Annotated in this window: 23 protein-coding genes; 17 read left to right on the top strand and 6 right to left on the bottom strand. The window is 32.3% G+C overall.

The features are described from left to right. The first annotated feature begins 163 nt into the window (after nucleotides 1-163). Together NKOR_RS04590 and NKOR_RS04585 are read left to right on the top strand one after the other, a co-directional pair. A complete protein-coding gene (locus NKOR_RS04590; protein WP_014963200.1) occupies nucleotides 164-718 on the top strand; it encodes a PDDEXK family nuclease in 555 nt (184 codons plus the stop codon). A gap of 57 nt (nucleotides 719-775) precedes the next feature. After that, nucleotides 776-1,357: a hypothetical protein gene (locus NKOR_RS04585; RefSeq protein ID WP_016939364.1), complete on the top strand. Its 582-nt coding sequence runs from the start codon at nucleotides 776-778 to the stop codon at nucleotides 1,355-1,357. Nucleotides 1,358-1,758: 401 nt separating this feature from the next. On the opposite strand, the gene NKOR_RS04580 is transcribed toward NKOR_RS04585, so the two are convergent. After that, nucleotides 1,759-2,061 carry a hypothetical protein gene (locus tag NKOR_RS04580; protein ID WP_014963198.1) on the bottom strand — a complete coding sequence of 101 codons (303 nt, stop codon included), beginning with the start codon at nucleotides 2,059-2,061 and terminating at the stop codon, nucleotides 1,759-1,761. Nucleotides 2,062-2,256: 195 nt separating this feature from the next. Here NKOR_RS04580 and NKOR_RS04575 point away from each other — a divergent pair, with 195 nt between their 5' ends. The 3 genes from NKOR_RS04575 to NKOR_RS04565 all read left to right on the top strand — a co-directional run bounded on the left by NKOR_RS04575 (nucleotide 2,257) and on the right by NKOR_RS04565 (nucleotide 3,748). Further along, nucleotides 2,257-2,499, top strand: a complete 243-nt coding sequence (locus NKOR_RS04575; RefSeq protein WP_014963197.1) for a hypothetical protein — start codon at nucleotides 2,257-2,259, stop codon at nucleotides 2,497-2,499. Beyond that, the gene (locus tag NKOR_RS04570) at nucleotides 2,423-3,265 is read left to right on the top strand and encodes a hypothetical protein (RefSeq protein ID WP_014963196.1); all 843 of its coding nucleotides are present in this window, start codon (nucleotides 2,423-2,425) and stop codon (nucleotides 3,263-3,265) included. Before NKOR_RS04575 ends, NKOR_RS04570 begins: the two co-directional genes overlap by 77 nt. A gap of 165 nt (nucleotides 3,266-3,430) precedes the next feature. Next, a complete protein-coding gene (locus tag NKOR_RS04565) occupies nucleotides 3,431-3,748 on the top strand; it encodes a hypothetical protein (RefSeq protein WP_014963195.1) in 318 nt (105 codons plus the stop codon). A 302-nt stretch (nucleotides 3,749-4,050) separates the two neighbouring features. Here the strand turns inward: NKOR_RS04565 and NKOR_RS04560 are convergent, their stop codons facing one another. After that, nucleotides 4,051-4,425: a hypothetical protein gene (locus NKOR_RS04560; protein WP_026089965.1), complete on the bottom strand. Its 375-nt coding sequence runs from the start codon at nucleotides 4,423-4,425 to the stop codon at nucleotides 4,051-4,053. A 104-nt stretch (nucleotides 4,426-4,529) separates the two neighbouring features. On the opposite strand from NKOR_RS04560, the gene NKOR_RS04555 reads away from it, so the two are divergent. Further along, entirely contained in the window at nucleotides 4,530-5,867 is a 1,338-nt protein-coding gene (locus NKOR_RS04555; protein ID WP_014963193.1) for a threonine synthase, read from the top strand. A 152-nt stretch (nucleotides 5,868-6,019) separates the two neighbouring features. Further along, entirely contained in the window at nucleotides 6,020-7,273 is a 1,254-nt protein-coding gene (locus NKOR_RS04550) for a hemolysin family protein (protein ID WP_014963192.1), read from the top strand. On the opposite strand, the gene NKOR_RS04545 is transcribed toward NKOR_RS04550, so the two are convergent. After that, nucleotides 7,270-8,322, bottom strand: coding sequence for a type II glyceraldehyde-3-phosphate dehydrogenase (locus tag NKOR_RS04545; RefSeq protein WP_014963191.1), 1,053 nt, complete (start codon nucleotides 8,320-8,322; stop codon nucleotides 7,270-7,272). The genes NKOR_RS04550 and NKOR_RS04545 overlap by 4 nt on opposite strands. A gap of 264 nt (nucleotides 8,323-8,586) precedes the next feature. On the opposite strand from NKOR_RS04545, the gene NKOR_RS04540 reads away from it, so the two are divergent. The 3 genes from NKOR_RS04540 (at nucleotide 8,587) to NKOR_RS04530 (ending at nucleotide 13,605) form a co-directional block, all read left to right on the top strand. Beyond that, nucleotides 8,587-9,762 (top strand): hypothetical protein, encoded by a 1,176-nt coding sequence (locus tag NKOR_RS04540; protein WP_014963190.1) that lies wholly within the window; start codon nucleotides 8,587-8,589, stop codon nucleotides 9,760-9,762. A gap of 98 nt (nucleotides 9,763-9,860) precedes the next feature. Next, on the top strand, nucleotides 9,861-11,684 hold the full coding sequence (locus tag NKOR_RS04535; protein WP_014963189.1) for a glycosyltransferase family 2 protein: 1,824 nt from the start codon (nucleotides 9,861-9,863) through the stop codon (nucleotides 11,682-11,684). Between the two features lies 1 nt (nucleotide 11,685). Further along, entirely contained in the window at nucleotides 11,686-13,605 is a 1,920-nt protein-coding gene (locus NKOR_RS04530; protein WP_016939363.1) for a polysaccharide deacetylase family protein, read from the top strand. Here the strand turns inward: NKOR_RS04530 and NKOR_RS04525 are convergent. Next, nucleotides 13,595-14,551, bottom strand: coding sequence for a TackOD1 domain-containing metal-binding protein (locus tag NKOR_RS04525; protein WP_014963187.1), 957 nt, complete (start codon nucleotides 14,549-14,551; stop codon nucleotides 13,595-13,597). The genes NKOR_RS04530 and NKOR_RS04525 overlap by 11 nt on opposite strands. A 94-nt stretch (nucleotides 14,552-14,645) precedes the next feature. On the opposite strand from NKOR_RS04525, the gene NKOR_RS04520 reads away from it, so the two are divergent. The 5 genes from NKOR_RS04520 (at nucleotide 14,646) to NKOR_RS04500 (ending at nucleotide 18,461) form a co-directional block, all read left to right on the top strand. Further along, nucleotides 14,646-15,329, top strand: a complete 684-nt coding sequence (locus NKOR_RS04520) for a hypothetical protein (protein WP_014963186.1) — start codon at nucleotides 14,646-14,648, stop codon at nucleotides 15,327-15,329. Between the two features lie 37 nt (nucleotides 15,330-15,366). After that, entirely contained in the window at nucleotides 15,367-16,071 is a 705-nt protein-coding gene (locus tag NKOR_RS04515; RefSeq protein WP_014963185.1) for a DsbA family protein, read from the top strand. A 113-nt stretch (nucleotides 16,072-16,184) separates the two neighbouring features. Continuing rightward, nucleotides 16,185-17,579: a hydroxymethylglutaryl-CoA synthase family protein gene (locus NKOR_RS04510; RefSeq protein ID WP_014963184.1), complete on the top strand. Its 1,395-nt coding sequence runs from the start codon at nucleotides 16,185-16,187 to the stop codon at nucleotides 17,577-17,579. Continuing rightward, a complete protein-coding gene (locus NKOR_RS04505; protein WP_014963183.1) occupies nucleotides 17,579-18,127 on the top strand; it encodes a hypothetical protein in 549 nt (182 codons plus the stop codon). Before NKOR_RS04510 ends, NKOR_RS04505 begins: the two co-directional genes overlap by 1 nt. Before the next feature lie 40 nt (nucleotides 18,128-18,167). Further along, entirely contained in the window at nucleotides 18,168-18,461 is a 294-nt protein-coding gene (locus NKOR_RS04500; RefSeq protein WP_014963182.1) for a hypothetical protein, read from the top strand. Nucleotides 18,462-18,471: 10 nt separating this feature from the next. Here the strand turns inward: NKOR_RS04500 and NKOR_RS04495 are convergent, their stop codons facing one another. After that, a complete protein-coding gene (locus NKOR_RS04495; protein WP_014963181.1) occupies nucleotides 18,472-19,335 on the bottom strand; it encodes a prohibitin family protein in 864 nt (287 codons plus the stop codon). Nucleotides 19,336-19,436: 101 nt separating this feature from the next. On the opposite strand from NKOR_RS04495, the gene NKOR_RS04490 reads away from it, so the two are divergent. Beyond that, nucleotides 19,437-19,838, top strand: a complete 402-nt coding sequence (locus NKOR_RS04490; protein ID WP_014963180.1) for a hypothetical protein — start codon at nucleotides 19,437-19,439, stop codon at nucleotides 19,836-19,838. Here NKOR_RS04490 and bioD read toward each other — a convergent pair whose 3' ends face one another. Continuing rightward, nucleotides 19,839-20,522, bottom strand: coding sequence for a dethiobiotin synthase (gene bioD / locus NKOR_RS04485; RefSeq protein WP_014963179.1), 684 nt, complete (start codon nucleotides 20,520-20,522; stop codon nucleotides 19,839-19,841). Nucleotides 20,523-20,595: 73 nt separating this feature from the next. Between bioD and bioA the strand changes: the two genes are divergently transcribed. Next, nucleotides 20,596-21,909, top strand: a complete 1,314-nt coding sequence (gene bioA, locus NKOR_RS04480) for an adenosylmethionine--8-amino-7-oxononanoate transaminase (protein ID WP_014963178.1) — start codon at nucleotides 20,596-20,598, stop codon at nucleotides 21,907-21,909. Nucleotides 21,910-21,997 lie beyond the last annotated feature (88 nt).

Below are 21,997 nucleotides of genomic sequence, written 5' to 3'. Positions count from 1 at the left end.
CATATTTAGATAATGTTCGATGACCTCAGAAAGCTGAATTAACAACAGTCACCGACATTCATTTTTGAATTATAAAATATTGTACAAATTATCTTAAAAATGTTAATTCGAAAATGACTTTTTATTGAGTTATTATGTAATTACCCACCTTACTATATCTAAAATGAGAACAACAAACATGCAATCAAAAACAGTAATACTTTCAAAAATATCTAAAATAAATAATCAAAAAGCTGCAAAAACACGAAGGCAAAGAGGATACCAGTGGGAAGATACCTTAGTAAAACGATTTAACTCATCCCCAAAGTGGAAAGCCTTTAGATTAGGATCTCCAAGTATTGCGCTGCCTGATGTTTTAGCGGTAAACACAGATAACAGCACGATTTTTACTATTGAAGCCAAGTCTGGGACAAGTACTTCATTACCAGTTCCTGCTGATCAAATTGAACGATGTTTAGAATGGATAAAGACTTTTGATATTTACAAAAAAAGACAGGTTCTACTAGCATTCAAATTTTTATCCAAAAAAAGGATAGGCATAGGCAAGTATGAAAGCCGAGAACTAAGAGAATTTTACAAAATTTGGGACGAAACTCAGGAAATTACAGATTGTGTATGCACCTATGAGGGTAAATTTTATGCAAAAATAGATGGAATGCGAAAAGAGATGCCTCTTAAAGAATGCAACATGCCATTTAAAACAAAACAACGTACATAGAGCCAATTTTTCAAAACCTGCAAATCGTTTTTTAAGGATAAATAAGAATTAGAATTGTTGTCTGAAGCAAATAAAGATGAAGAAGCCCAATTACAATGGGAATTAGAAGCTAAAAGAATTCAAGAAATTAAAAACCCTTCAAAATCTGAAGATATTGATACGCAAGAACCAGAACTACCAGAAATTAACATTAACAGAAGTTATGATGAAAAACCATCATCAGAGATAAACTCTGCAGCGCTTTTAGATACAGTTTCGGATGCAGAAGTAAATTCTAGAATCAGTTTTGAAGAATTTACAGATGAAAAGACCTTGATCAGTCATGATGCATTTGGAAACAAACAAATGAAAATCAAAGTGTTGGAAGTATCTGATGAGACACCGCCTTCAAAATGGAAGTTTGGAGATAGAGTCAAAGTTACAAAAATTCTTGTAACAATAAAACATCTTACAACACAAGAAGTTGAAGAAGGCGAATTTGATGTGGAAGCAATTGAAAGGGAATTGCAAGAAAAAAGACATTATACATCCACCAATCGATGGATTCCAGCCAATGATATCAAAAACGGATATGTTGTTGGCTCAAAACACACAAGATTGATCAGTGATGCGTCAGCATTAGACTATATTGTGTTCTAAAAATTTATTATTTTTCCCTGAAAAACATTATAAAGAATGTTCGACATTTTTGCAAGGTTTTAGGTAGGAAACATGCCTGAGTTTATAAAAAACAAACTTTTCATTTCTAAAAAAGTTTTGAAAAACATTACGGGTATAGTTTTTGAGAGATTTCAAAGTTAAAATTCAAGGAGGGTTCCAGATAGTACTCTTTCAAGCAAGGTGAAATCCTGTATGTGCGAATTCCTACAAAGAGATTACTTAAATTAAAAAATACGATCTTGTTTGTAAGATTTTTTTGTGCTCTTCAGTGTTAGATAGTAGTCAGTAAGGATGACGTGAAACTCAAAAAGTTCTATCTGGAAATTAATCTGTTATTTCTTGTTTTAAGGTTTGAGTTTAATGATATTTAGATTGAATATTCATGTGTTGGTTTTGTAAAGGGAATTTAGTAATTTTTGCATCTCTCCAATCATAACATCCGACAATCCCTTACTGTCAATTCTGGAAATCAAATCTTCTTTAGAGACTTTTTCTCCCAAATCCTTTAGCTCTGAGGCGGAATAATCTCCAAAACCTTCAATTTGATCATCTTCAAAACTGTAAATTGAAAATAATTTTACATGTTTTTGAATTATTGCTCCAACAAAACCTGTTTTTCCATAATTATCATCATAATCAGGTGAAATCACTTTTACATAATTTCCTAAAGCAATTTCAGTCACAGTATTATTAAATTCATAATACCTATAGAAATTTTCTGATTTTTTTTACCGATGCAACAAAGTAAGGAATATCGTAGATTATTAAATCAAGAGTTGAAACTTGACAAAATTTACAATGAAACAACGATTAAGCACACGCCAAGTCCAACCAAATCCATAAAAGGTAATAGTAAATTCTTAATTTAAGAAACTATAATGCCTAGAAAATTTACCACCCCCGAAATTGATGATGCATTAAAAATAGCTCGTGAAACTCGAGAAGTTCTTCTTAGTGGAACTACTTCTGTTGAAAGTAGTCTTTTAGGATTCTATACAGTTGCAGAAATTTTAGGAGAAGAAGACGATTTAGAATGGGCAAAATATGAATTGGATTCATTTCCTCAAAAAAAAACTACCCAATTACAGAAAGAACCTTTATGGTTATGTTCAGGGTCCTGATGGAAAATCATCTGTTGACCCAAACAATGAATTTACACGTCATAGTTTTGAAGATGGGGTTCCAAAAATTGAACAATTATTGAAAGCTCAAGACGATCGAATTATCTATGGGCTTGGAAAAAATGATGTAAAAAAATTTACAGATGCAGGATTGAAGAATATTTCTTTGATGTGTTCAATAAACTACCCCAAATATGAGATTGGCAGAATTTTAGGCTCAGTAAAACTTGAATTAATTAAAAGACTTAACAGAATGATTAATGAATTCACATATGGTCAAGTACCAGAAAATATTTTTGAATTTGTTAGACAAGAAGTTGATTCTGAACTGATCAAATTATGTCCTCAAGCGATAGAAAAATTACCTGTTATGTATGCTCAGTTATCATCGGAAGATAAAATCGTCTATTCTGAAATTGCTTCTACATGTCGACGAATAATAAAAGATGTAGCAGATTCATTATATCCCCCATCCGATAAACCCCATATTGATTCTGAGGGGAGAGAACACAAAATTACTGAAAGTGATTACACAAATAGAATTCTTGCAAGAATACAACAAAGCATACAAAGTAACAATGAAAAAAAGGTATTTTCTGCCATGTTCCAATATGTAGATGGTTTGTTAAACAGCATCAATTCTTATGCAAGTAAAGGAGATCATTCAGAATTTACAAAAACAGATGCAGTGAGATGTATTGTCTATACGTATTTACTATTAGGAGACATACTGCATTATTACATAAGACCTGAGGGAGAAACATAAAAAAATATTTTATAAAACTATCTAACGAATGTTTTCAATTTAAAGAATTTACGAATAAAATACAAAAAAATTAAAATTGTAGTTGTATGATCTTTTGAAAAACATTCCCTGATAATCCCTGACAAATATGGTAAAGCCTATAAAGATAAGAATTCGAAAAACAGTATGAGTTCAAAAGAATTCGAGGTAAATGGCACGGATTATAGAATTGTGATTACAGATCAAGTAATAGGTCATGTAAATAACCTAAAAAATCTCTATAATGCAGCATATGAAGACCCTGAAAGTTTTGAGGATGTCAGTGCAGAGATTTCAAATACAATTAATGAAATTGCCTCCACAGTAGAACCAGATGCCGAAGATAGTGATCTTGACGGATTAATTCAAGAAATCATCAAAGCAGTAGACAGCAAAGCAGAAGAGATCGAAAAAGAGTTAGAAGGGAAAGAAACTTCGGGCAAAAAATCAAAATCTAAAAAATAATTATAAATGAAATTAGATATTTGGCATTAGTTTTTTACAAATTAACTATTATATGCTAAATAATACAAGATATATCATGTCTAAAAGTTGCGAATGTGGAATTTGTGGCCACCATGCTGAATCAGAATGTCTTGAAAAAGAATGTAAATGCTGTTTAAATTTCCATGAAAGATCTGGACCTAAACGCAAATAATTTTAAAATCAGTTTTCTTCTTTGTAGCAACTACATTTCTTTGACATGTGTCTGTTACACCCAAACAACTTATGATCTTTACACCCACATAACACACATTTTTTCTCACTCAAATCTTCTCTCTTAACTCCTTGATGTCTGCAATCATAGTATTTTCCCCCAAAGATTCCAAGATCTTCAATCTCATATTTTTTACTCTATGCATATCTTCTTTATAGAGAAGCGCCATAGTTTCTATTTCTTGGTCAAATGAATAATTTTTTAAATAATTTTTGAATTTTTGTTTTAAAGGCTTAAAATCAGAATGGGTGATTTTATTTTCATCAATTTTGTTGGATATCACTTTTAAAAAACCGTTAATTTTTAGTGATTCTTTTTTAATAATATCCAGATCTCCGGGTTTGTCCTTGAGGTCATTGAGATAATTATAGGATTCAAGAATTTGTAAAAGAATATTTTTCAAATATTCGTTATATGTAACCACAATTATTTTCTAGACACATCCAATCTAAAGTTTAGGAAAAATAGCTTGACTTGTGTAAAAATTACACATTTGCTTTAAATTATCATTAATTTTCCGTAATGACTATGAAAGGAGACGCTTATCTCAAATGTATTGATCCACAATGCGGTTTAGAGTATCCTATAGAAAGTACAATTGTACATTGTGATAAGGGTCATCTGCTTGATGTAAAATACAAAAATGCACCATCTGACAATCTAAAAGAGGTATTTGACAAAAGACATAATCCTCATGGAAGTATTTTTAATGAAAGTGGGGTTTGGCGATTTAGAGAGTTACTCAACTTTTGCCAGATTGATACAGAAGACATAGAAGAGTGTTCAAAATATTTAGTTTCACTTGATGGGGCAGAAGGAAGATTATCAAAGCCATACCACATGTCAAAAGCTGCAGAATTTGTAGGGATTTCCAATGAAAACTTTTGGCTACAACCAGAAGGATACAATCCAAGTGGTTCATTCAAAGATAATGGAATGGCAACGGCAGTGACTCATGCAAAAATGGTAGGTGCGAAAAAGATTGTTTGTGCATCAACTGGAAACACATCTGCATCAGCTGGAATGTTTGCAGCAAATGAAGGGATAAATTGTGATGTATACATTCCTTCAGGACAGATTGCCCCAGGAAAATTAAGTCAAGCCTATCAATTTGGAGCTCAGATATTAGAGATTGATGGAAATTTTGATGATGCATTAAAACAGTCATTAGATGATGCACAAAATCATGACGGATATACTGTAAATTCTATCAATCCATTTAGAATAGAAGGACAAAAAACAATTCCATTTAGAGTGTTAGAATATTTGAACTGGGAAACACCAGATTGGATTGTTTATCCTGGAGGAGCATTAGGAAATACATCTAGTTGTGGAAAAGCATTAATGGAATTATATGAATGGGGATGGATTAAAAAAATTCCAAGAATCGCAGTCATAAATTCTGAAGGTGCAAGCACATTATCGGATTTGTATAATGGTAAATTTGAAGGAGAGGAGCTGAGATGGAACAAAGGAAAACCTAACACAGAATTAATTACAAGATATTATGATTATTTGGATAAAGAAGGTATACGACCAAAAACAAAAGCTACTGCAATTCAAATTGGAAGGCCTGCAAATATTTTGAAAGGTTTACGTGCATTAGAATTTACAAATGGTGTGGTAACAACTGTTTCAGATTCAGATATGCTTGACGGTATGTCTGTAGTGGGTCTTAATGGATTTGATTGTGAGATGGCATCAGGAGCCTCGGTAGTAGGCGTTAAGAAATTAATCAATGAGGGAGTTATCAGTAAAGATGACACAGTAGTAGGAATTCTTACAGGTAGGCAAAAAGATGCAATGCTTCCTGTAGATTATCACAATAATCCACAAAATAAATTTGCAAATCCTCCAAAAAATTAGCCTCGTTTTAGGCTTGTTTTTTGTTTTGGATGAATTTAACATCTTAAAGATTAAATCTGAGTTTTTTTGAATTCTGGTAACCAAGAGATGGTGCAAAAAAACTAAATGAAAAAACAACGTAGTTGTTCTAAGAAAATTTTCGGGAGAATGTCATGGTAGAATTATGGGTAGAATTAGTAGCTTTAGCTACATTAATTGGATTATCAGGATTTTTTAGTGGTTTAGAAGTAGCATTAGTTGGAACAAGAAGTTCTAAAGTAAATCAATTATTAAAACAAAATGTCAAAGGAGCAAAAGCCCTCCATAAACTAAAGACAAATCCAGGATGGATGATGGCAAGTGTAAATTTAGGAAACAACCTTGTAAATGTTGGATCCTCCGCATTTGCAACAAGTGTGGCAATTAGAATTTTTGGTAGTGATGGATTAGGAATTGCAGTAGGTGTAATGACTTTCTTAATTTTGGTTTTTGGAGAGATAACGCCTAAAACATACTGTAATGCAAATGCAACAAAAATTGCGTTACGGTTTTCACGAGTTTTGTTGGTATTTAGTTATGCATTTTGGCCAATCGTCAAGATACTTGAATCAATTACAAGATTCATGGTAAAAATAACTGGCAGTAGTTATGACTCACCACCCATTACAGAAGAAGAAATCAAAGGAATAGTCGAACAGGGGTTAGTAGACAAAGCCTTAGAAAAAGATGAAAGTGAACTTGTTCATAGTGCTTTAGAATTTGATGACACAGTAATACGAACCGTGATGACACCCAGAACTAAAATGTTCATGTTGCCTGCAAAGATGTTGCTGTTTGAAGCATTACCTGAAATTAATAGAAGTACACATTCAAGAATACCAATATTTGGAGAAACACAAGATGACATAGTAGGTTTTGTACATGTTAGAGATGTTCTTCAACAATTAGAAAAAGAAAAAGATGTAATTACACTTGAACAACTATCCCGAAAACCAGTTTTTGCATCTCAAGAAAAGATGGTCAGTTCTTTACTAAAGGAGATGAAGGGAAGAAAGACACACATGGCAATAGTTATCGATGAACATGGAGGAGTAGAAGGTTTAGTGACTCTGGAAGATCTGATTGAAGAGATCATTGGAGATATTGAAGATGAAACAGATGCAATAAGGGCAGCAGATTACAAATCTGTTGACAAAGATACCATAATTGTAAATGGCGATATTGAAATTGAAAAAATAAACAATATTTTCAAAACAGACATCCCTGAAGGGGATGATTATGGAACTCTCAATGGATTGTTGCATGAAAGACTCCAAGATATTCCTCAAGCAGGAGACAAAATAGAAGTAGAATCTTTAAGGATAATTGTAGAAAAAGTTAGAAAAAACATGCCTAAGGAAATAAGAATAGAACGAATTAGAAATTAATCTTTTTTAGCAAAATGCTCTTGTAATTTTTGTTTCTTTTCTGCCATATGGAATATTGATTCTGTATGCGCAAATGCTTCAGAATATGATTTTTCAAATAACATTGCCTGCATCAGCATGTGATTTTCAGGAATAACAATTCCAGTTTGATCATCAGAATACATCATCTGTACTGTGTCGCCAATGGATGTGGTCATATTGGCATGAATGTGAATCATGTTTGTATCAGTAAAATTAAATCCCATATTTTGAGCATAATCTCTTACATCTTTTGTTCCTTTTGCAGTCCACAATGTAGCAACACCAAACTCATTTGCAAAAAGTTCATGAATCTCAGAAGGCTTTGGAGCAGTTTCTTTGAATCGAATATCCATGATGTGTAAATGCATTTGACGAGTTGGTACCTTGATTGCTCGTACATAAAGAGGAGCATCTTTTCCAAAATACAATTTTACATCATCCCCATGATGAGGTTTTTCAGTCATTTCAATAGTATCTGAAAGTTTTTTATCTGTTTGTTCAATATCTGCCCATCTTCTAACAAGAGTTACATCAAAACGAATAAGATCATCACCAAACTTGTCTCTTAATGGTTCAAGAATCCTCCCCATACCAGTTACATTACAACTACCTTGCATTACATGATTTTTACCAATTGCAAGATCATAGTTAGCTCTAGAATTAAACAATAAATCAGAAACTGCGTTATCTCCCATTGTGGATTCTCCACCTTGATATATTGCAGATAAGTTACGTGGTTCATAGAGATTTTTTTTATTTTTGTAACCATGACCTCCAGGAGCTGCATCAATTACAAGATCACAATCATCTAGAGCAGTTTCAATTGATCCAGAAATTTTAAAATTATTAAAATCAGTCAACTTGTCTTGAGGTACATACACATTCAATCCTCTAGAAATTGCAACATCCACGTCTTTGTCAGGAGAGTATTTTCCAACTCCAATGACAGATATTTCAGGATCATCTTTTAGAAATGATGTAATTCTACTTCCAATAGAACCATATCCATTAACAAATACTTTCTTCACACAAAATCACAGATTATCCTGTTTTTTTAGGTATTGATGTTAAATCAACATTTAAAGAAAAAAATTACTCAAAATGACCTCAAAATAGGTCAAAACATGTGTGGAATTTTTTGACAAAAACTAGTTCCAAAATGGAGAAAAGATTACCCCAATTTTCATGCCAAAAAAACACTGTTTTTATCAAAAATGATCCTTTTAGGAACGATTCTTTCACACAAAATTCCATTCTGAATATGGGTCATAATGTCGTATTAGTACTGTAAAATGAAAGCACTGCAGGTAATTGCAATAATTGCAATAATTGGGGCCATTTCGGCAGTCACAGGAATGTCTGGTCAAGACGCATATGCAGATACGGACAGTATGGTTTCCAAAATGATTGAGGTAAACAACAGATTAGTAGAATTAAAAAACAGTGAAAATGAATTAGACGAATTAACATTAGGTAAAACATCATTTGAAATAAAACAGATTAAGAAGGCATTATTGGAAATTAATGAAGTAAATGACGGAAACGAGGAAAAAGTAGACAAAATCTACTCATATCTTAAAGAAAACTATATGATAGTTTTTGAGAAATATGAAAAAGATGTAAAAGAGTATCAAAAAGAAAATGGGTTATCTTTAACTGAAAAGAAATTAGTGTCTGAAGTAGTTAAAAGCAAATTGAGTTTTGAAAACAATGAAGCAAAACAAGATTTCAGCAAGGAATCAGAAAAACAAATTGAAGACGCAATTAAAGTAACAAAAGCAAAAGAAAACTACCAAAAAATGATGAACAAAATAGGAATGAAGCTTGCAGATGAAGCAAATGGTGGAGATGTACAAAACATTCATCACAAAGTTGCCATAGACGAAATAATAAGTACAAAAAAGTGGAATTTGGCAGTACCTGCAATTGACAGAATGATTCCTCAAACAAATGATGACAAATTCAAAGCAAAATTAGAGAATGTAAAAAATGACATTAAACAAATGTTAGATAAAAAAGAAAAACAAGAAAAACAGAAGAAAGTATTTGAATTAAAAAAGAATAGCAATAACAACATTCTTGATCTAATAGAGTTTAATGAAAATGAAATAATATTCCATGGTACACTAGAGCAAATTTATGAAGATGAAATACTTGAATCATTAACAGAATCTAAACAAATCATTGCAGAATTCGAAGAGGCACAAACAATATCTACACTAGAAGCAATAATTGAAGATGACATCACAAAATCTCTTGAAGAAGCATCCAAAATTATAGATGAAGATGAAGAACAATTAGAAGATAAGAAAGAAAAACAGAGAAAAGATGCACGGGAAAATAAAAGTAATAACAAATCAAGTACTGCAAAAAGTGTATTAGCATCTTTAGGCAACCCTGGCAACTCTGCTAATGCTGGCAACTCTGCTAATGCTGGCAACTCTGACAAAGGTAAAAACAAAAACTAACAAAATAATTTTGCCATAGAAATACATGTAAAAATCACATGTAAGAAATAGAACAGAATGAAATCACATATACCATAAAATTGTAGAGATATCGAAAAATGGAGAAAGACATCCTTATTGCAAAATTAAATTTAGCAATAAAACAATCTAAAGGAGATTGGGGGAGAAATCATTATCTTTTACAAAGAATAAAAACAGAAAAAGAAATACCAAATTCAGATCAGAAATATCTTGAAAATATTCTAAAAGAATCAATTTTCCCAATAATTTATGAAAAAAAACAAGAACCTAAAAGAAAAGACAAATCGGTTTTTTTGAATCCGAATTTAGTCACATGTCAAATTTGTAAGAATTCGATAAAATTAGATGAGAAGTCGATCAGAGACCAAAATTTATGGTATCATAAGATCTGTTTCCCTCAAACTTTTAGCAATAACAACAAACAAAAAAAGAATAACACCACACAAAGAGAAATTAAAATAAAAAAAGATCCTGTTCAGTTAGCATTAACCGGTTCAATTTTTGCAATACTATGCTGTTCAGTATATTTCATCTTAGGACCAATAAGCATGATTGCCATGGGTTTAGGAGGAGGACTTACCATATATCATGTTATAGATGCAACAAGAAAACTTTATTCCAGAAATAAATTTAGAAATAAAAAACCATCAGCGTTCTTGCTATTCTTGCTATTATCACCTTTTCTGATAGGAGGAATGATTGTCTATGAAGGATACACGTTGCTAGAATCACCAATAAGAATTATTTTGTTATGGGCCATGACAATAACCTTTTGGTCCACAATGCTATTTGTACCCATGGCAGTACTTAGTAAATACAGAGAAGATATACAACCAGATGTAAAATCATATCCAAACATATCAATAATTATTCCCGCATATAATGAAGAAAAGGTTATTGCAAATACGATTGAAGGTTTATTGGAAACAAAATATCCAAAAAAGGAGATTATTTTTGTTGATGATGGTAGTAAAGACAATACGTTACGTATTGCAAAAAATTACAAAGATCAAATCAAAGTTCTTCATAAAGAGAATGGGGGAAAAGCCACTGCAATTAATTATGGAATTCAGTATTCAACAGGTGAAATTATTGTAATTGTGGATGCAGATACAATTATTGGTAGACAGTCGTTGAAAGAAATTGTAAAAGGATTTGAAGTAAATGAACACGTTGCAGCAGTTGCAGGAAACATTAAAGTTAGAAATCAAAAAAACTGGCTTACAAAATGTCAAGCTTTAGAATACATTACGGGAATTCAAATCGTGCGACGAGCATTTGATGTATTTGGTTCAATAACCATTGTACCAGGAGCATTAGGCGCATTTAAGAAATCATTCCTAACTGAGGCAGGACCATATGGAAAAGAAACGATTGTAGAAGATTTTGATCAAACAATAAAGTTACTTAAAGCAGGATTAATTACGCAAGGAAGCACTAAAGCTACAGCATATACTGAAGCCCCAAGCACATTACGAGATTTTATCGCACAAAGAAAAAGGTGGTATCGTGGGAATATTCAGGTATTAAAAAGACATTCAGATGCATTGGTTAATCCCAGATATGGGTATTTACAAAAATTGTCCTTACCATATCTTTTCTTAGGGATGGTCATAACACCAATTGTGGGATTTACTGCGACCATAAATGCAATTTTAGGTGTGGTTATGGGAGATGGATGGTATGTCTTACAGGTATTTTTAATATTCATAATTGTTCATTACTTAATGACCGCCTTAGCATTGCGAATTGATGAGGAAGATAAAAAACTGCTAGCATATGCAGGATTCTTAGTGTTTGGATTCAAACAAATTGTTGATGCATTATTGTTAAAAGCTATGATAGAACAATTAAGAAATACAAAAGCAACATGGACTAGTGCAAAAAGAGTTGGAGTGTAAAATGAATGTAAAAATCTTAATACTGTTAGGGATGGTTCCATTGATAGTATTTGCATTTGATAATGTATACGCTGAAGAATCTCAAACAATCCAAGTTGAAATAAAATACACAAATGGAGATAGAGCAGATTTTCATGGAATGAAGTTACTAGTTTATCAAGATTTAAACAAAGAAGTGTTTCTTGAAAAACAATTAGAAAACAATCCCGACATAATTTTAGTACCAAAAAATCACAAATACAAAATTGAAATTTATGCAAATGGAATGTATGCAGGAGTTGGATATGTACAATTAGATTATAACTCAAAAGAAATTACGATTAACATTCCACTATCAGGAGGATTGAAAATAGATGTTTACTATGAAGGAGGAGAGATTCCAATTGAAGGTGCACGAGTAATAATAAAATCAAAAGATAATACAGAATGGAGACAAGGAATTACAAACAGTCAGGGAGAAACACTACGTTTTTGGATTCAATCAACAATATCTCCTGAGGATTATTACATTGCAGATATTTATCTTGGAGAATTATTCTTAAAATCACAAAAACCCATTAAACTGCAACCAGGATTAACTAGAGATGAAAAGATTGTCACGAGTATTCCTGAAGTGGTAGAAGACCTAATTACAATTACTGTATACAAAGATGCCACAACAAAGATTTCATCATCTGATTCCACGCATACCATAACTATAACAAATCAATTTACTGGTGAATCATTTTCAAGCAAGGTCAATTCTAGAGGGGAGGCATATTTTTCAAATCTAAAATCTAGTACATATTTGGTCGAAATTACGCCTAATGATGATGGAAATTGGCCAAAAACGTCTGTTCAGATTGTTGGCAGTATTAATCATTTCAACATATTCAAAGTTCAACCCATATCAGAAATTAATGATGTTGAAGTTCAAGAACTAGAATCTTGTAATTGCATCGCATTTAGATTTGATGATGTTCAAGATTACTGGTTAAATGATGTTCAAATCGAAGTCATGAAAACATTTGTTGGAACTGATACTCCATTAACAATTGGCATAATCGGAGACTCTTTTGGAGAGGATGTAAAGATGAGTTCATTTGTTAAAGAACACAAAAACAAAAAAGGATTTGAAATAGCTAATCACGGGATAGGAAATGTTCCATTTACTGAATTTTCTTTAGAAGAACAAGATGAAAAACTAAAACAATCAGTTCAAAAGATTCAACAAAGTGTTGGAGTTGAACCAAAAGTATTCATTCCACCACAAAATAGATTCAACGAAGATACAAAACAGGTTTTAATTGAAAATGGATTTACACATATTAGTTCTAGTTTGTTACACGGAGATCCACCCCCATTTCCATTAAAAGGGGAATTATTATACAGATTTCCAGAAATAAGTACTACCGGAGAATATGATCCAGAACAAAATGTATTTGTTGGAATTTCACATGAAACCACATTATCTAAAGCAATTGATGGATTGAACACATATGGATTTGCAGTAATAACATCTCATCCACAAGAATTTGCAAAGGTGATTGATGGAACCTATGCAAATGAAGTAAATACAGAACAAATTGCAGAATTAAAAACACTAGTTGAAGAAATTCAAAAAAGAGATATCAAAATTGTTCCAGTTGGAATGATAAACTTGGATTCTAAACAAGAAATAGTACCTACTTGGATAAAAAATAATGCAGGATGGTGGGCAGATGGCTCCATTGATGATGAAACGTTTGTACAAGGAATAGAATATTTGGTCCAAGAGAAAATCATAACAGTTTCAGAAAAACCTCAAACAGGCTCAAATGAGCAAACTATTCCCACTTGGATAAAAAATAATGCAGGATGGTGGGCAGATGGCTCCATTGATGATGAAACGTTTGTACAAGGAATAGAATTTCTAATTAAAAACGGAATTATTACGTATTGATTATTTTATAATTTATACTGGATTTCCAGCGAGCATCAGTAATCTTGAATTTATTTTCACATTTTAGACACAGGTATTCAGTTGAAAGTTCTGGAAAGAATTCATCACAATTATTACAAATGTAATGATTTTGCATAACTCTGTAATCAACACCTAGTGCCTTAAGTTCTTTTTTACAATTAGGACATTTATCATCATGGTATGTATTTTCTTCAGTAACGTTACCACAATCATAATGTTCGATTAGTTTGCCTAATTTGAAATTTGAACTTTTACAGTTAGGACAAAAGAATATTTGAGAAGTTCTCACAGAATCACATTGATTACAAGCAATTTCTTTTTTTTCATCAAGTTTGATTAATTTACCTTTATTTTCCAACTCTGCAATATATTCTGTAACTAAATCGTCAGAAAATCCAAGAAGACCAATTATTCTATCTAAACTGATCTGATTAGCAGTTTTTAAAATAAAATCTATGTGATTTTTTATTTTTGTTTTTATTTCATCAGATGACTGTTCTGCAAGTTTATTTTCGTTTGATTCTTTTTCAAAAAAAGATTGTTCACTCTCAATTGTTTCAACAATATTTTTTAGAGTTTCAAAACGTATCGGTTTTTCAATATATTGATAAACTCCCAATCTAATTAATTCCTTAATCCCCTCATCGTCTTTTTCAGTTGCAGTTTCTAAGATTATGCGAACATCAGGTTTTACTTCAAGCATTTGGGTCAGAACAGAACGAGCATCCATATCTGGAAGCATAAAGTCAAGCAATACTATAGGTTGTTTTCCTTGAGAAGCCAATCCTTCAAATGTCGAAATTGCAGAACCTCCAGAATCACAAGTGTAAATTTCAGAATACCCTAATTTTCCCAAATAATTCTTCAAGAGCAATGTTATGGCAGGACTGTCTTCAACTATCAACACAGCATTTTTTTCACTCAATTTTTCCTCTCTATAATATGTAAAACAAATTGTTTATAAAATAATGTTGAAAAATTCATTATAGTTGTATTTTCATACAATATTACCGATATTTTTGATATTAGCCATAGGGATCGTAACAAGTTCTGCACATGGTCAAGTTGATGCATTAAGTGACATCAATTTTTTTCAAACAGGCATTATATCTACAGATGAAAATAAATTTTCTATTAGTAACGATATATCCATAAGAGAATTCTTTAACGGAGAAATTATTCGTGTGTCTGGACATACAATAGAAGGATTTCCATATATCACATATTCTAAAATTATAGAAGAAAAAATTGAAACCAGAGGAATAATTTTCATAGGAGGGGAATTTCTAGAACTTTTATTTAAAGAGGAATTACCAGAAGAATCAGCAGTTAAGAAAAACAATAATCTGCAAATTTTAGTTCAATATACACAAAGAGTTTACTCAGAAAAACCAGCACATCTGGATGTCAAAGTATATGATCCCACTAAAAACAAACTAAATGACTTTAATCAAAATTATGGTTTTCTAACAAATAAGAACATCAATGTAACAGTTTTAGATGAAAATAAAGATGTATTCTATTCAGATGAAGGAGTTACTAATGAAAAAGGTCTTTTTGAAATAGAATTTTTCATTCCTGAAAGACATCCAAGAGAAACTTTGACTGTGACAATTATTGCAGAAGATGAACATTCAAAATCATCAAAAATTTTACAGATTTTTACATTGGGCACCATACCAGACAATGACAGTTCATCATAACATAAAGACTAAATGAGCTAAAAAAATATCAAAGCCATTGATTCATGGTCCATCATTAGGGATTGGAGCAGTAATATCAGCAATTGTTTTAGTGATTGTGTTTATAGGATTCGAGGAAATTTCCAATGAGCCAGAACTAGTCATAGAACCTTCTCCACAAATTCAACCAGAAGGGCCTTTGAAAATAACAATAGACACATTTCTGAAAAATGGTTCTCCCATTCTAGGAGATTCAGATGCTCCAATAACATTGGTTGAGTTTGGAGACTATCAATGTCATTTCTGTAATGTCTTTTTCCACTCAACTGAGAAGGAAATTTTGAAGAATTATGTGGAAACAGGAAAAGTCAGAATGATATTCAAAGATTTCAACATCATAGGTCCGGATTCAATTAATGCTTCACATGGAGCACATTGTGCAAATGATCAGGGCTTGTTTTGGGAATATCATGATATTTTGTATTCTAATTGGACTGGGGAAAACAACGGATGGGCCGCATCAGAAAATTTGCTCAGATTTGCACAAGATGTTGGATTAGATGTAGATGAATGGTCTGAATGTATGATTAATGGAGAACATTCACAGATCATAGTTGCAAGTAATGATGATGCTAGATCACTTGATCTAACAGGAACACCTGCATTTTTTGTGATAGGACCAGACGGAGAAATTACACGATTGTTTGGAGCACAACCTTATTCAACATTTGAAAATATTTTTGAAAATGAATTAAAAAAATAAAAGAATTTGCGATCATTTTATTAACAAACTTAAAGAAAATTACTAAAAATCCATTCTTAGTGAGATAGAATTCACACAATAACCTTATTAATGAAATATCGGAGCCAAAGCTTATGGCAGCTGGAATTGACGACATTTCAATATACATCCCAAGATTATACATAGATGCAGCAGATTTTGCAAAAGCTAGAGGGTTAGACCCAGTAAAATTGCAAAAAGGTCTAGGAGTATCTCAAATGGCAATAGTTGATGCTAATCAAGATCCAGCAATTTTGGCAGCAAATGCATGTTTGAAAATTATGCAAAAAAACAAACTATCTCCAGAAGATATAGGTCGATTATATGTTTCAACAGAATCATCTTTTGATGAATCAAAGGCAATGAACTCTTTTGTTATTGGAATGTTAGAGCAGGTTTATGGCCAAGGTGCATTCGAACATTGTGGCGGTGTAGAGACCAAATTTGCATGTGTTAGTGGTTCTTATGCACTATATGACAATACAAACTGGATTAGAGCAGGAGAAGCTGAAGGAAAACATGCTCTTGTGGTAGTTTCAGATATAGCTAAATATGATATGGGTTCTAGTGGCGAGATGACTCAAGGTGCAGGTGCAGTAGTAATGCTTCTCAATGACAAGCCAAGATTGTTGGCATTTGACCCAAAAGTAACATCTACATCAATTAAAGACGAATATGATTTTTACAGACCATTTGGCAAAGAAACACCAATTGTTCATGGTCAATACTCTAACATGTTGTACATGATTCAAGTAAGAAAAGCACTTGAAGCATACAAGAAAAAAGTGGTATCTTCAGGATTAATCAACATAGAGCCTGGAGAAACAATACTAGATCATATGGATTACATCAACATGCACTTACCATATAGTAACATGGGTAAAAAGGCATTAGCATATTTAGTAAGACATGAATGGCGTCAGCTCCCACGATGGAAAAATATACTACAACAAATTGGAATAGAAGAACCAGTTCCAAAAGATCCTCGCGGAACAATTGAATCAGTTTTAGGAGACGAAGAATTTATGGCCAAAGACCACGAGTTTACCAAACTATTTACAAAAACTCCTGAATATCAAGAAGTCTATGAATCAAAACTCGCAAGTTCGCTTATTGCATCAAGTATGATTGGTAATTTGTATACTGCATCATTATACTTGGGATTCAGAAGTAGTCTTGAATTTGAATATCAAAAAGGAATTCAACTGGAAGGAAAAAGAGTAGGATTCGGATCATATGGTAGTGGAAGTAGTGCGATGGTGTTTAGCGGTGTGATTCAGCCAGAGTTTGAAGAGATTGTGAAAAATATGAATTTAGAAGCAGAGATTGGTGAAAGAAGAAGACTCACTTGGGAAGAATACGAAGAACTACATGAAAACAAATTATCACCGGAAGAATCTATGCTTCATTCAAAGAAAGAATTTGTTTTAGTAAATGTGAATACTGAAATAGAGTCTAGAGGCGAAAGACGCTACATCTATAACGAATAATGGAAGAAGAGGAAAATCCAATAAAGGATTACTTATTTGACTATATCAAAAAGTCAAAATCAATTCCAGATTTAATTTCACAGAAAAAATTTGATGTTGTTATTGACGAGATAATTCAGAATTGTTATGATGAAATAATCTCAATGGATGAAAAAGACATATCAGTAGGGATATTTGCCACAGGAATACTTCATTATCTGTTAACTAATGCACTCCTGAACAGCCAAAGAAAGATCGAGTATCAAGGAATGGAATTAGACATCGTAATTCCAGACATCAAAACATTAGAGAAAGACCCAAAAATGACTTTGGTGATTTGTATTCCAAAATCTTCAGATAAAAAAACTATAGAAGAAAAAATTTCCCAGTTAGAAAAAATTCAGCCAATTAAAGAGAATATATGGGTAGTTTTATCTGAAAATATAAAGACTGACAAGAAAACATTTGTCCTATCTAAAGACAACTCATCTTTTACAAATATTATTTTTGAGATTGCACAATTTAGTAATGTCGGCAATGCAAATAAATTCAAAATTTTACGAATATAAAATAAAAAGAGAATAAATATCAAAATAACATACTAAAGTCATGGCATCAGTGATAATAATACCGATAATTATTGTTGCAATAGTAGGGTTAACAGGGTATATAGTGTACAAATATGCTCTGTATGATTATCTTTGTAAAAGATCAGTAAACCAAACACTACAAAAATACAACATAACAAAAACACCATCACAAATCATCAAAGAGTATTATGAACAAAAAAATGAAAAAAAATCACATAAAGAGATTCAGAATTTAGAAAAACATTACAGGCAAAATGAACCAGATCAGTTCCTAGCAATGTTTGATATACTTAGAGAAAAACAAAACAATTGATTTTCAAAGACTAGGGATTCACAGGTATCTGAATAAATGGAGTTCCACCTTCACCGACTACCAGGGGCAACTTTCCATCCCAGGCTTGTGTTTTTAGCCATTCCAGATAGTTTGGATTCTCAGAAAGTGCTTTGTTAATAATTGCGATAGCTTCGGCCTCACCTTTGGCTTCTGCAATATTTGCATTGGCAAGACCAATGGCGTTTGCCTCACGTTGTCTTGCCTCCACCTCAATTCGTCTCAAATCATTTTCTGCCTTGAGTGCATTTTGCTCTGCTTCTACTTTTGATTCAATAGCTTGAGCAAATAATGGTGAGAATTCAAAGTCAGTAATGGAAATAACTTCTGTCACCACATTGAATTGATTTAATCTGTCACGAATAGAAGATTCAATATCGTCTTTAACTAGAGGTCTTTTTGTGATTAACTCTTCAGCATTATATCGTGCAGTTACTTGTTTCACAGTTTCTTCAATTGCAGGTTGAATCACTCTATCTTCATAATCCAATCCAAGATTTTTGTATAGTGTGTGTACTGATTCTTTATCAGGATGATAGTTTACTGTAACAGTTGTTTCTACGGTTTGCAGATCTCTGGATGCACTTCTTGCATCATTTGCATATTTCAGCGTACGAACTTCAATATTGACTACTTCGTCTTGAAATGGAACTACAAAATGCAGACCTTCTTCAAGCGGAGGTTGGGTTAAATCAACTGCATTCCAGTGTAACAATACCCCTCTGTGTCCTGCCTCTACAATCTTGACGGATGCTGTAGCTACAACACCTATGATGATCAAAATAATAATTCCAATCACAACACCTTTGGCAGCATTAATGTTAACTGACATTTTTGGTGATTGATACTTGGACATCCATTCCACTATGCGATTACTACTATTATACCATCGGTAGTGTCAGACATCAACATTGTCATAAAATGAACAAATTTATCTCAAGAACACTCAGATAATTTATGGCAGACCCAAATTTTTCTTGGATTTATCTACTTATTTTCTTAGCAATTCCACTATCAAGAATAATTCCAAGACTGATTCGAAAAAGAAGTCAAAGCAATGACAATTACAGAACACAAGATATGCCTTATCAAGAGACACAAAAAACAGAATTCAACACTAAACAAGAACCACTAAAGCCACAAACAAAAGATATGCAAGTTTTAGGGATAATGCATCAAGGGGCAAACACATTTGAGAAAATTCAAAGATCAGTAAAAATGGAAAACAAAGAACTTGATTTGATTTTGCAAGAATTAGAGAATAAAGGTCTCATCAAAGTAATAGAAAAACAAGGAATGTTTGGCCCAAAAATTGAACTGTATTCCACAGATAAGGGATTCAAAGAATATTATTCATAATCATTTTACTAATGATTTCAAATCAATATTCTTTTTGAAAATATTATTCAGTGAACTATCGCCCATGTCTTTAATGAAAGGAATCGAACCTAATACTTTAACTCCTGTAAGATTTTGCAAGTCTCTTGTCAACTCTTTAACAGGATAGCCAGTATCAAAATCATTAATTATTATTCCTTTGATTGGAATTTTATATTTTTTACACATCTCTGTTGTCATTACAGTGTGGTTTACAGTTCCAATTTTACTTCTAGTTACAATTACAGTTGGAATACTCATTTCTTTAATCAGATTTGTGATGTAATAGTTTTTGAGAATGGGCGTCATTATTCCCCCCATACCCTCAACAAGAATCAAGTCATGTAATTTTGATAGTTTTTTGAAACTAGATAATACCGTAGAAATTTTGGGTTTTATTTTTAGATTTTTCCAAGCAGTGTATGGAGATGCAGGGATTGGAAAGAATTGAGGGTTTACCAAATTTTCAGAATCAAAAGTTTGAGCAGCATTAGATAAGATTTCAACATCTTCAGACTTGTAGCCTTTTTTCTGTGCAGTGCCAGCTGCAAAAGGTTTCATTACACCAACATCCACATTCATTTTACGAAGTGCAACTGCAAGACCTGCAGTAATGTAGGTTTTTCCAACATCAGTATCAGTTCCTGCAATAAAGAGGGATTTCAACAAATAATTTTTAGAAGAATCTATTGATTAACTCATCGGTTAATTATTAAGATCTGAAATTATATGAAATCTGTTGAAAAGTTCTGTTTGGCACCCAAACACTCAGATGAAAGAATGGAGCACTTTTGATAAAATTACCAATGCCAAAGGAGTGTGGTTAATTGACTCAAAAGGCCATAAAATGATAGATGCTGTAGCCTCGATGTGGTGTAATGTGTGGGGCCATTCTAATCCTCAACTAGTCAAAGCAATCACAAATCAGAGTAAAAAACTACAACATTCTTCAATGTTTAACATCACAAATGAGCCTGCAGAGAAACTAGCAGACAGTCTTGTAAAAATGTCGCCTGGGATGCACAAGGTATTTTTTTCAGACAATGGATCTTCAGCAATGGAAATTGCAATCAAAATTGCGCTACAATATTGGAAAAATAAAGGAATTGAAAAAACAGAGATTGCTACAGTAGAAAACGGATATCATGGAGATACATTTGGTGCAATGGCTGTAGGATATGTACCAGAATTTTTTGGCAAATTCAAAAAACAACTATTCAAAACAATACAATTCCAAGTTCCAAAAAAATACAAATTACCAAAAGGAGTTACAATTTCTGATTATCAAAATCAATGTCTTGAAAAAATTGAAAATAAATTTTCAAAAAATAAAAACATTGCAGCATTTGTAATGGAAAGCGGTGCACAAGTAGCGGGAGGAGTCATTATATATCCAAAAGGCTTTCAAAATAAAATTAGCCAACTATGTAAAAAATATGATGTGTTGTTTGTCTTAGATGAAATTGCAACTGGTTTTGGAAGATTGGGATCGATGACACAATATGAAGAACAAAAATCTATCCCCGACATTGTGGCATATGGAAAAATGTTAACAGGGGGTTATCTTACAATGGCTGCAACTCTTGCAAACAAAAAAGTATATGATTCATTTTCAGGAGAATTTAATGATTGGAAACATCTCTTTCACGGACACACCTACACTGGAAACCCTCTTGCAGCAGCAGTTGCAAATGAGAATATCAAAATGTATCAAAAAAATAATCTGATCAAAAAAATTCAAAAGACATCCAAAATATTTGAAAAGTACTACAATGAGATTTCAGAAATTGATATTGTGGGAGATATCAGACATAAAGGAATGTTAATGGGAATAGAACTGGTCACAGATAGAAAGAAGAAAACTCCAATTCATCCTAAAAAATCAATCAATAAGATATTCTACGAAGAGGGTAAAAAGAATGGAATCTATCTTCGTACTTTAGGTAACATAGTCATGCTTGTTCCACCTTTGGCAATATCTGAAAAAGAACTAGACATGCTCCTAAAACGCACCATTAAGACAATACAAGGCGCAAAATCACAGGTAATCTGACTGTTAACCCCCATTACCAATCAGGGTTAACCTTTCCATTATTGTTATGATTCATGTTGAAACATTCCCTTAATCTTACATAGTTTTA

Origin of the sequence: Candidatus Nitrosopumilus koreensis AR1 (genome assembly GCF_000299365.1) — an archaeon.
In the GTDB taxonomy this organism is placed as follows: Archaea; Thermoproteota; Nitrososphaeria; order Nitrososphaerales; family Nitrosopumilaceae; genus Nitrosopumilus; species Nitrosopumilus koreensis.
This window is presented reverse-complemented; position numbering and strand designations above follow the sequence as displayed.

What these genes read in the sequence shown, in the direction of transcription:
- NKOR_RS04510 (WP_014963184.1), top strand. Translation starts at nt 16,185, where the DNA reads ATGGCAGCTGGAATTGACGACATTTCAATATACATCCCAAGATTATAC.
- NKOR_RS04505 (WP_014963183.1), top strand. Translation starts at nt 17,579, where the DNA reads ATGGAAGAAGAGGAAAATCCAATAAAGGATTACTTATTTGACTATATC.
- NKOR_RS04530 (WP_016939363.1), top strand. Translation starts at nt 11,686, where the DNA reads ATGAATGTAAAAATCTTAATACTGTTAGGGATGGTTCCATTGATAGTA.
- NKOR_RS04540 (WP_014963190.1), top strand. Translation starts at nt 8,587, where the DNA reads ATGAAAGCACTGCAGGTAATTGCAATAATTGCAATAATTGGGGCCATT.
- NKOR_RS04575 (WP_014963197.1), top strand. Translation starts at nt 2,257, where the DNA reads ATGCCTAGAAAATTTACCACCCCCGAAATTGATGATGCATTAAAAATA.
- NKOR_RS04535 (WP_014963189.1), top strand. Translation starts at nt 9,861, where the DNA reads ATGGAGAAAGACATCCTTATTGCAAAATTAAATTTAGCAATAAAACAA.
- NKOR_RS04565 (WP_014963195.1), top strand. Translation starts at nt 3,431, where the DNA reads ATGAGTTCAAAAGAATTCGAGGTAAATGGCACGGATTATAGAATTGTG.
- NKOR_RS04500 (WP_014963182.1), top strand. Translation starts at nt 18,168, where the DNA reads ATGGCATCAGTGATAATAATACCGATAATTATTGTTGCAATAGTAGGG.
- NKOR_RS04495 (WP_014963181.1), bottom strand. Translation starts at nt 19,335, where the DNA reads ATGTCCAAGTATCAATCACCAAAAATGTCAGTTAACATTAATGCTGCC.
- NKOR_RS04490 (WP_014963180.1), top strand. Translation starts at nt 19,437, where the DNA reads ATGGCAGACCCAAATTTTTCTTGGATTTATCTACTTATTTTCTTAGCA.
- NKOR_RS04555 (WP_014963193.1), top strand. Translation starts at nt 4,530, where the DNA reads ATGAAAGGAGACGCTTATCTCAAATGTATTGATCCACAATGCGGTTTA.
- NKOR_RS04590 (WP_014963200.1), top strand. Translation starts at nt 164, where the DNA reads ATGAGAACAACAAACATGCAATCAAAAACAGTAATACTTTCAAAAATA.
- NKOR_RS04550 (WP_014963192.1), top strand. Translation starts at nt 6,020, where the DNA reads ATGGTAGAATTATGGGTAGAATTAGTAGCTTTAGCTACATTAATTGGA.
- NKOR_RS04570 (WP_014963196.1), top strand. Translation starts at nt 2,423, where the DNA reads ATGAATTGGATTCATTTCCTCAAAAAAAAACTACCCAATTACAGAAAG.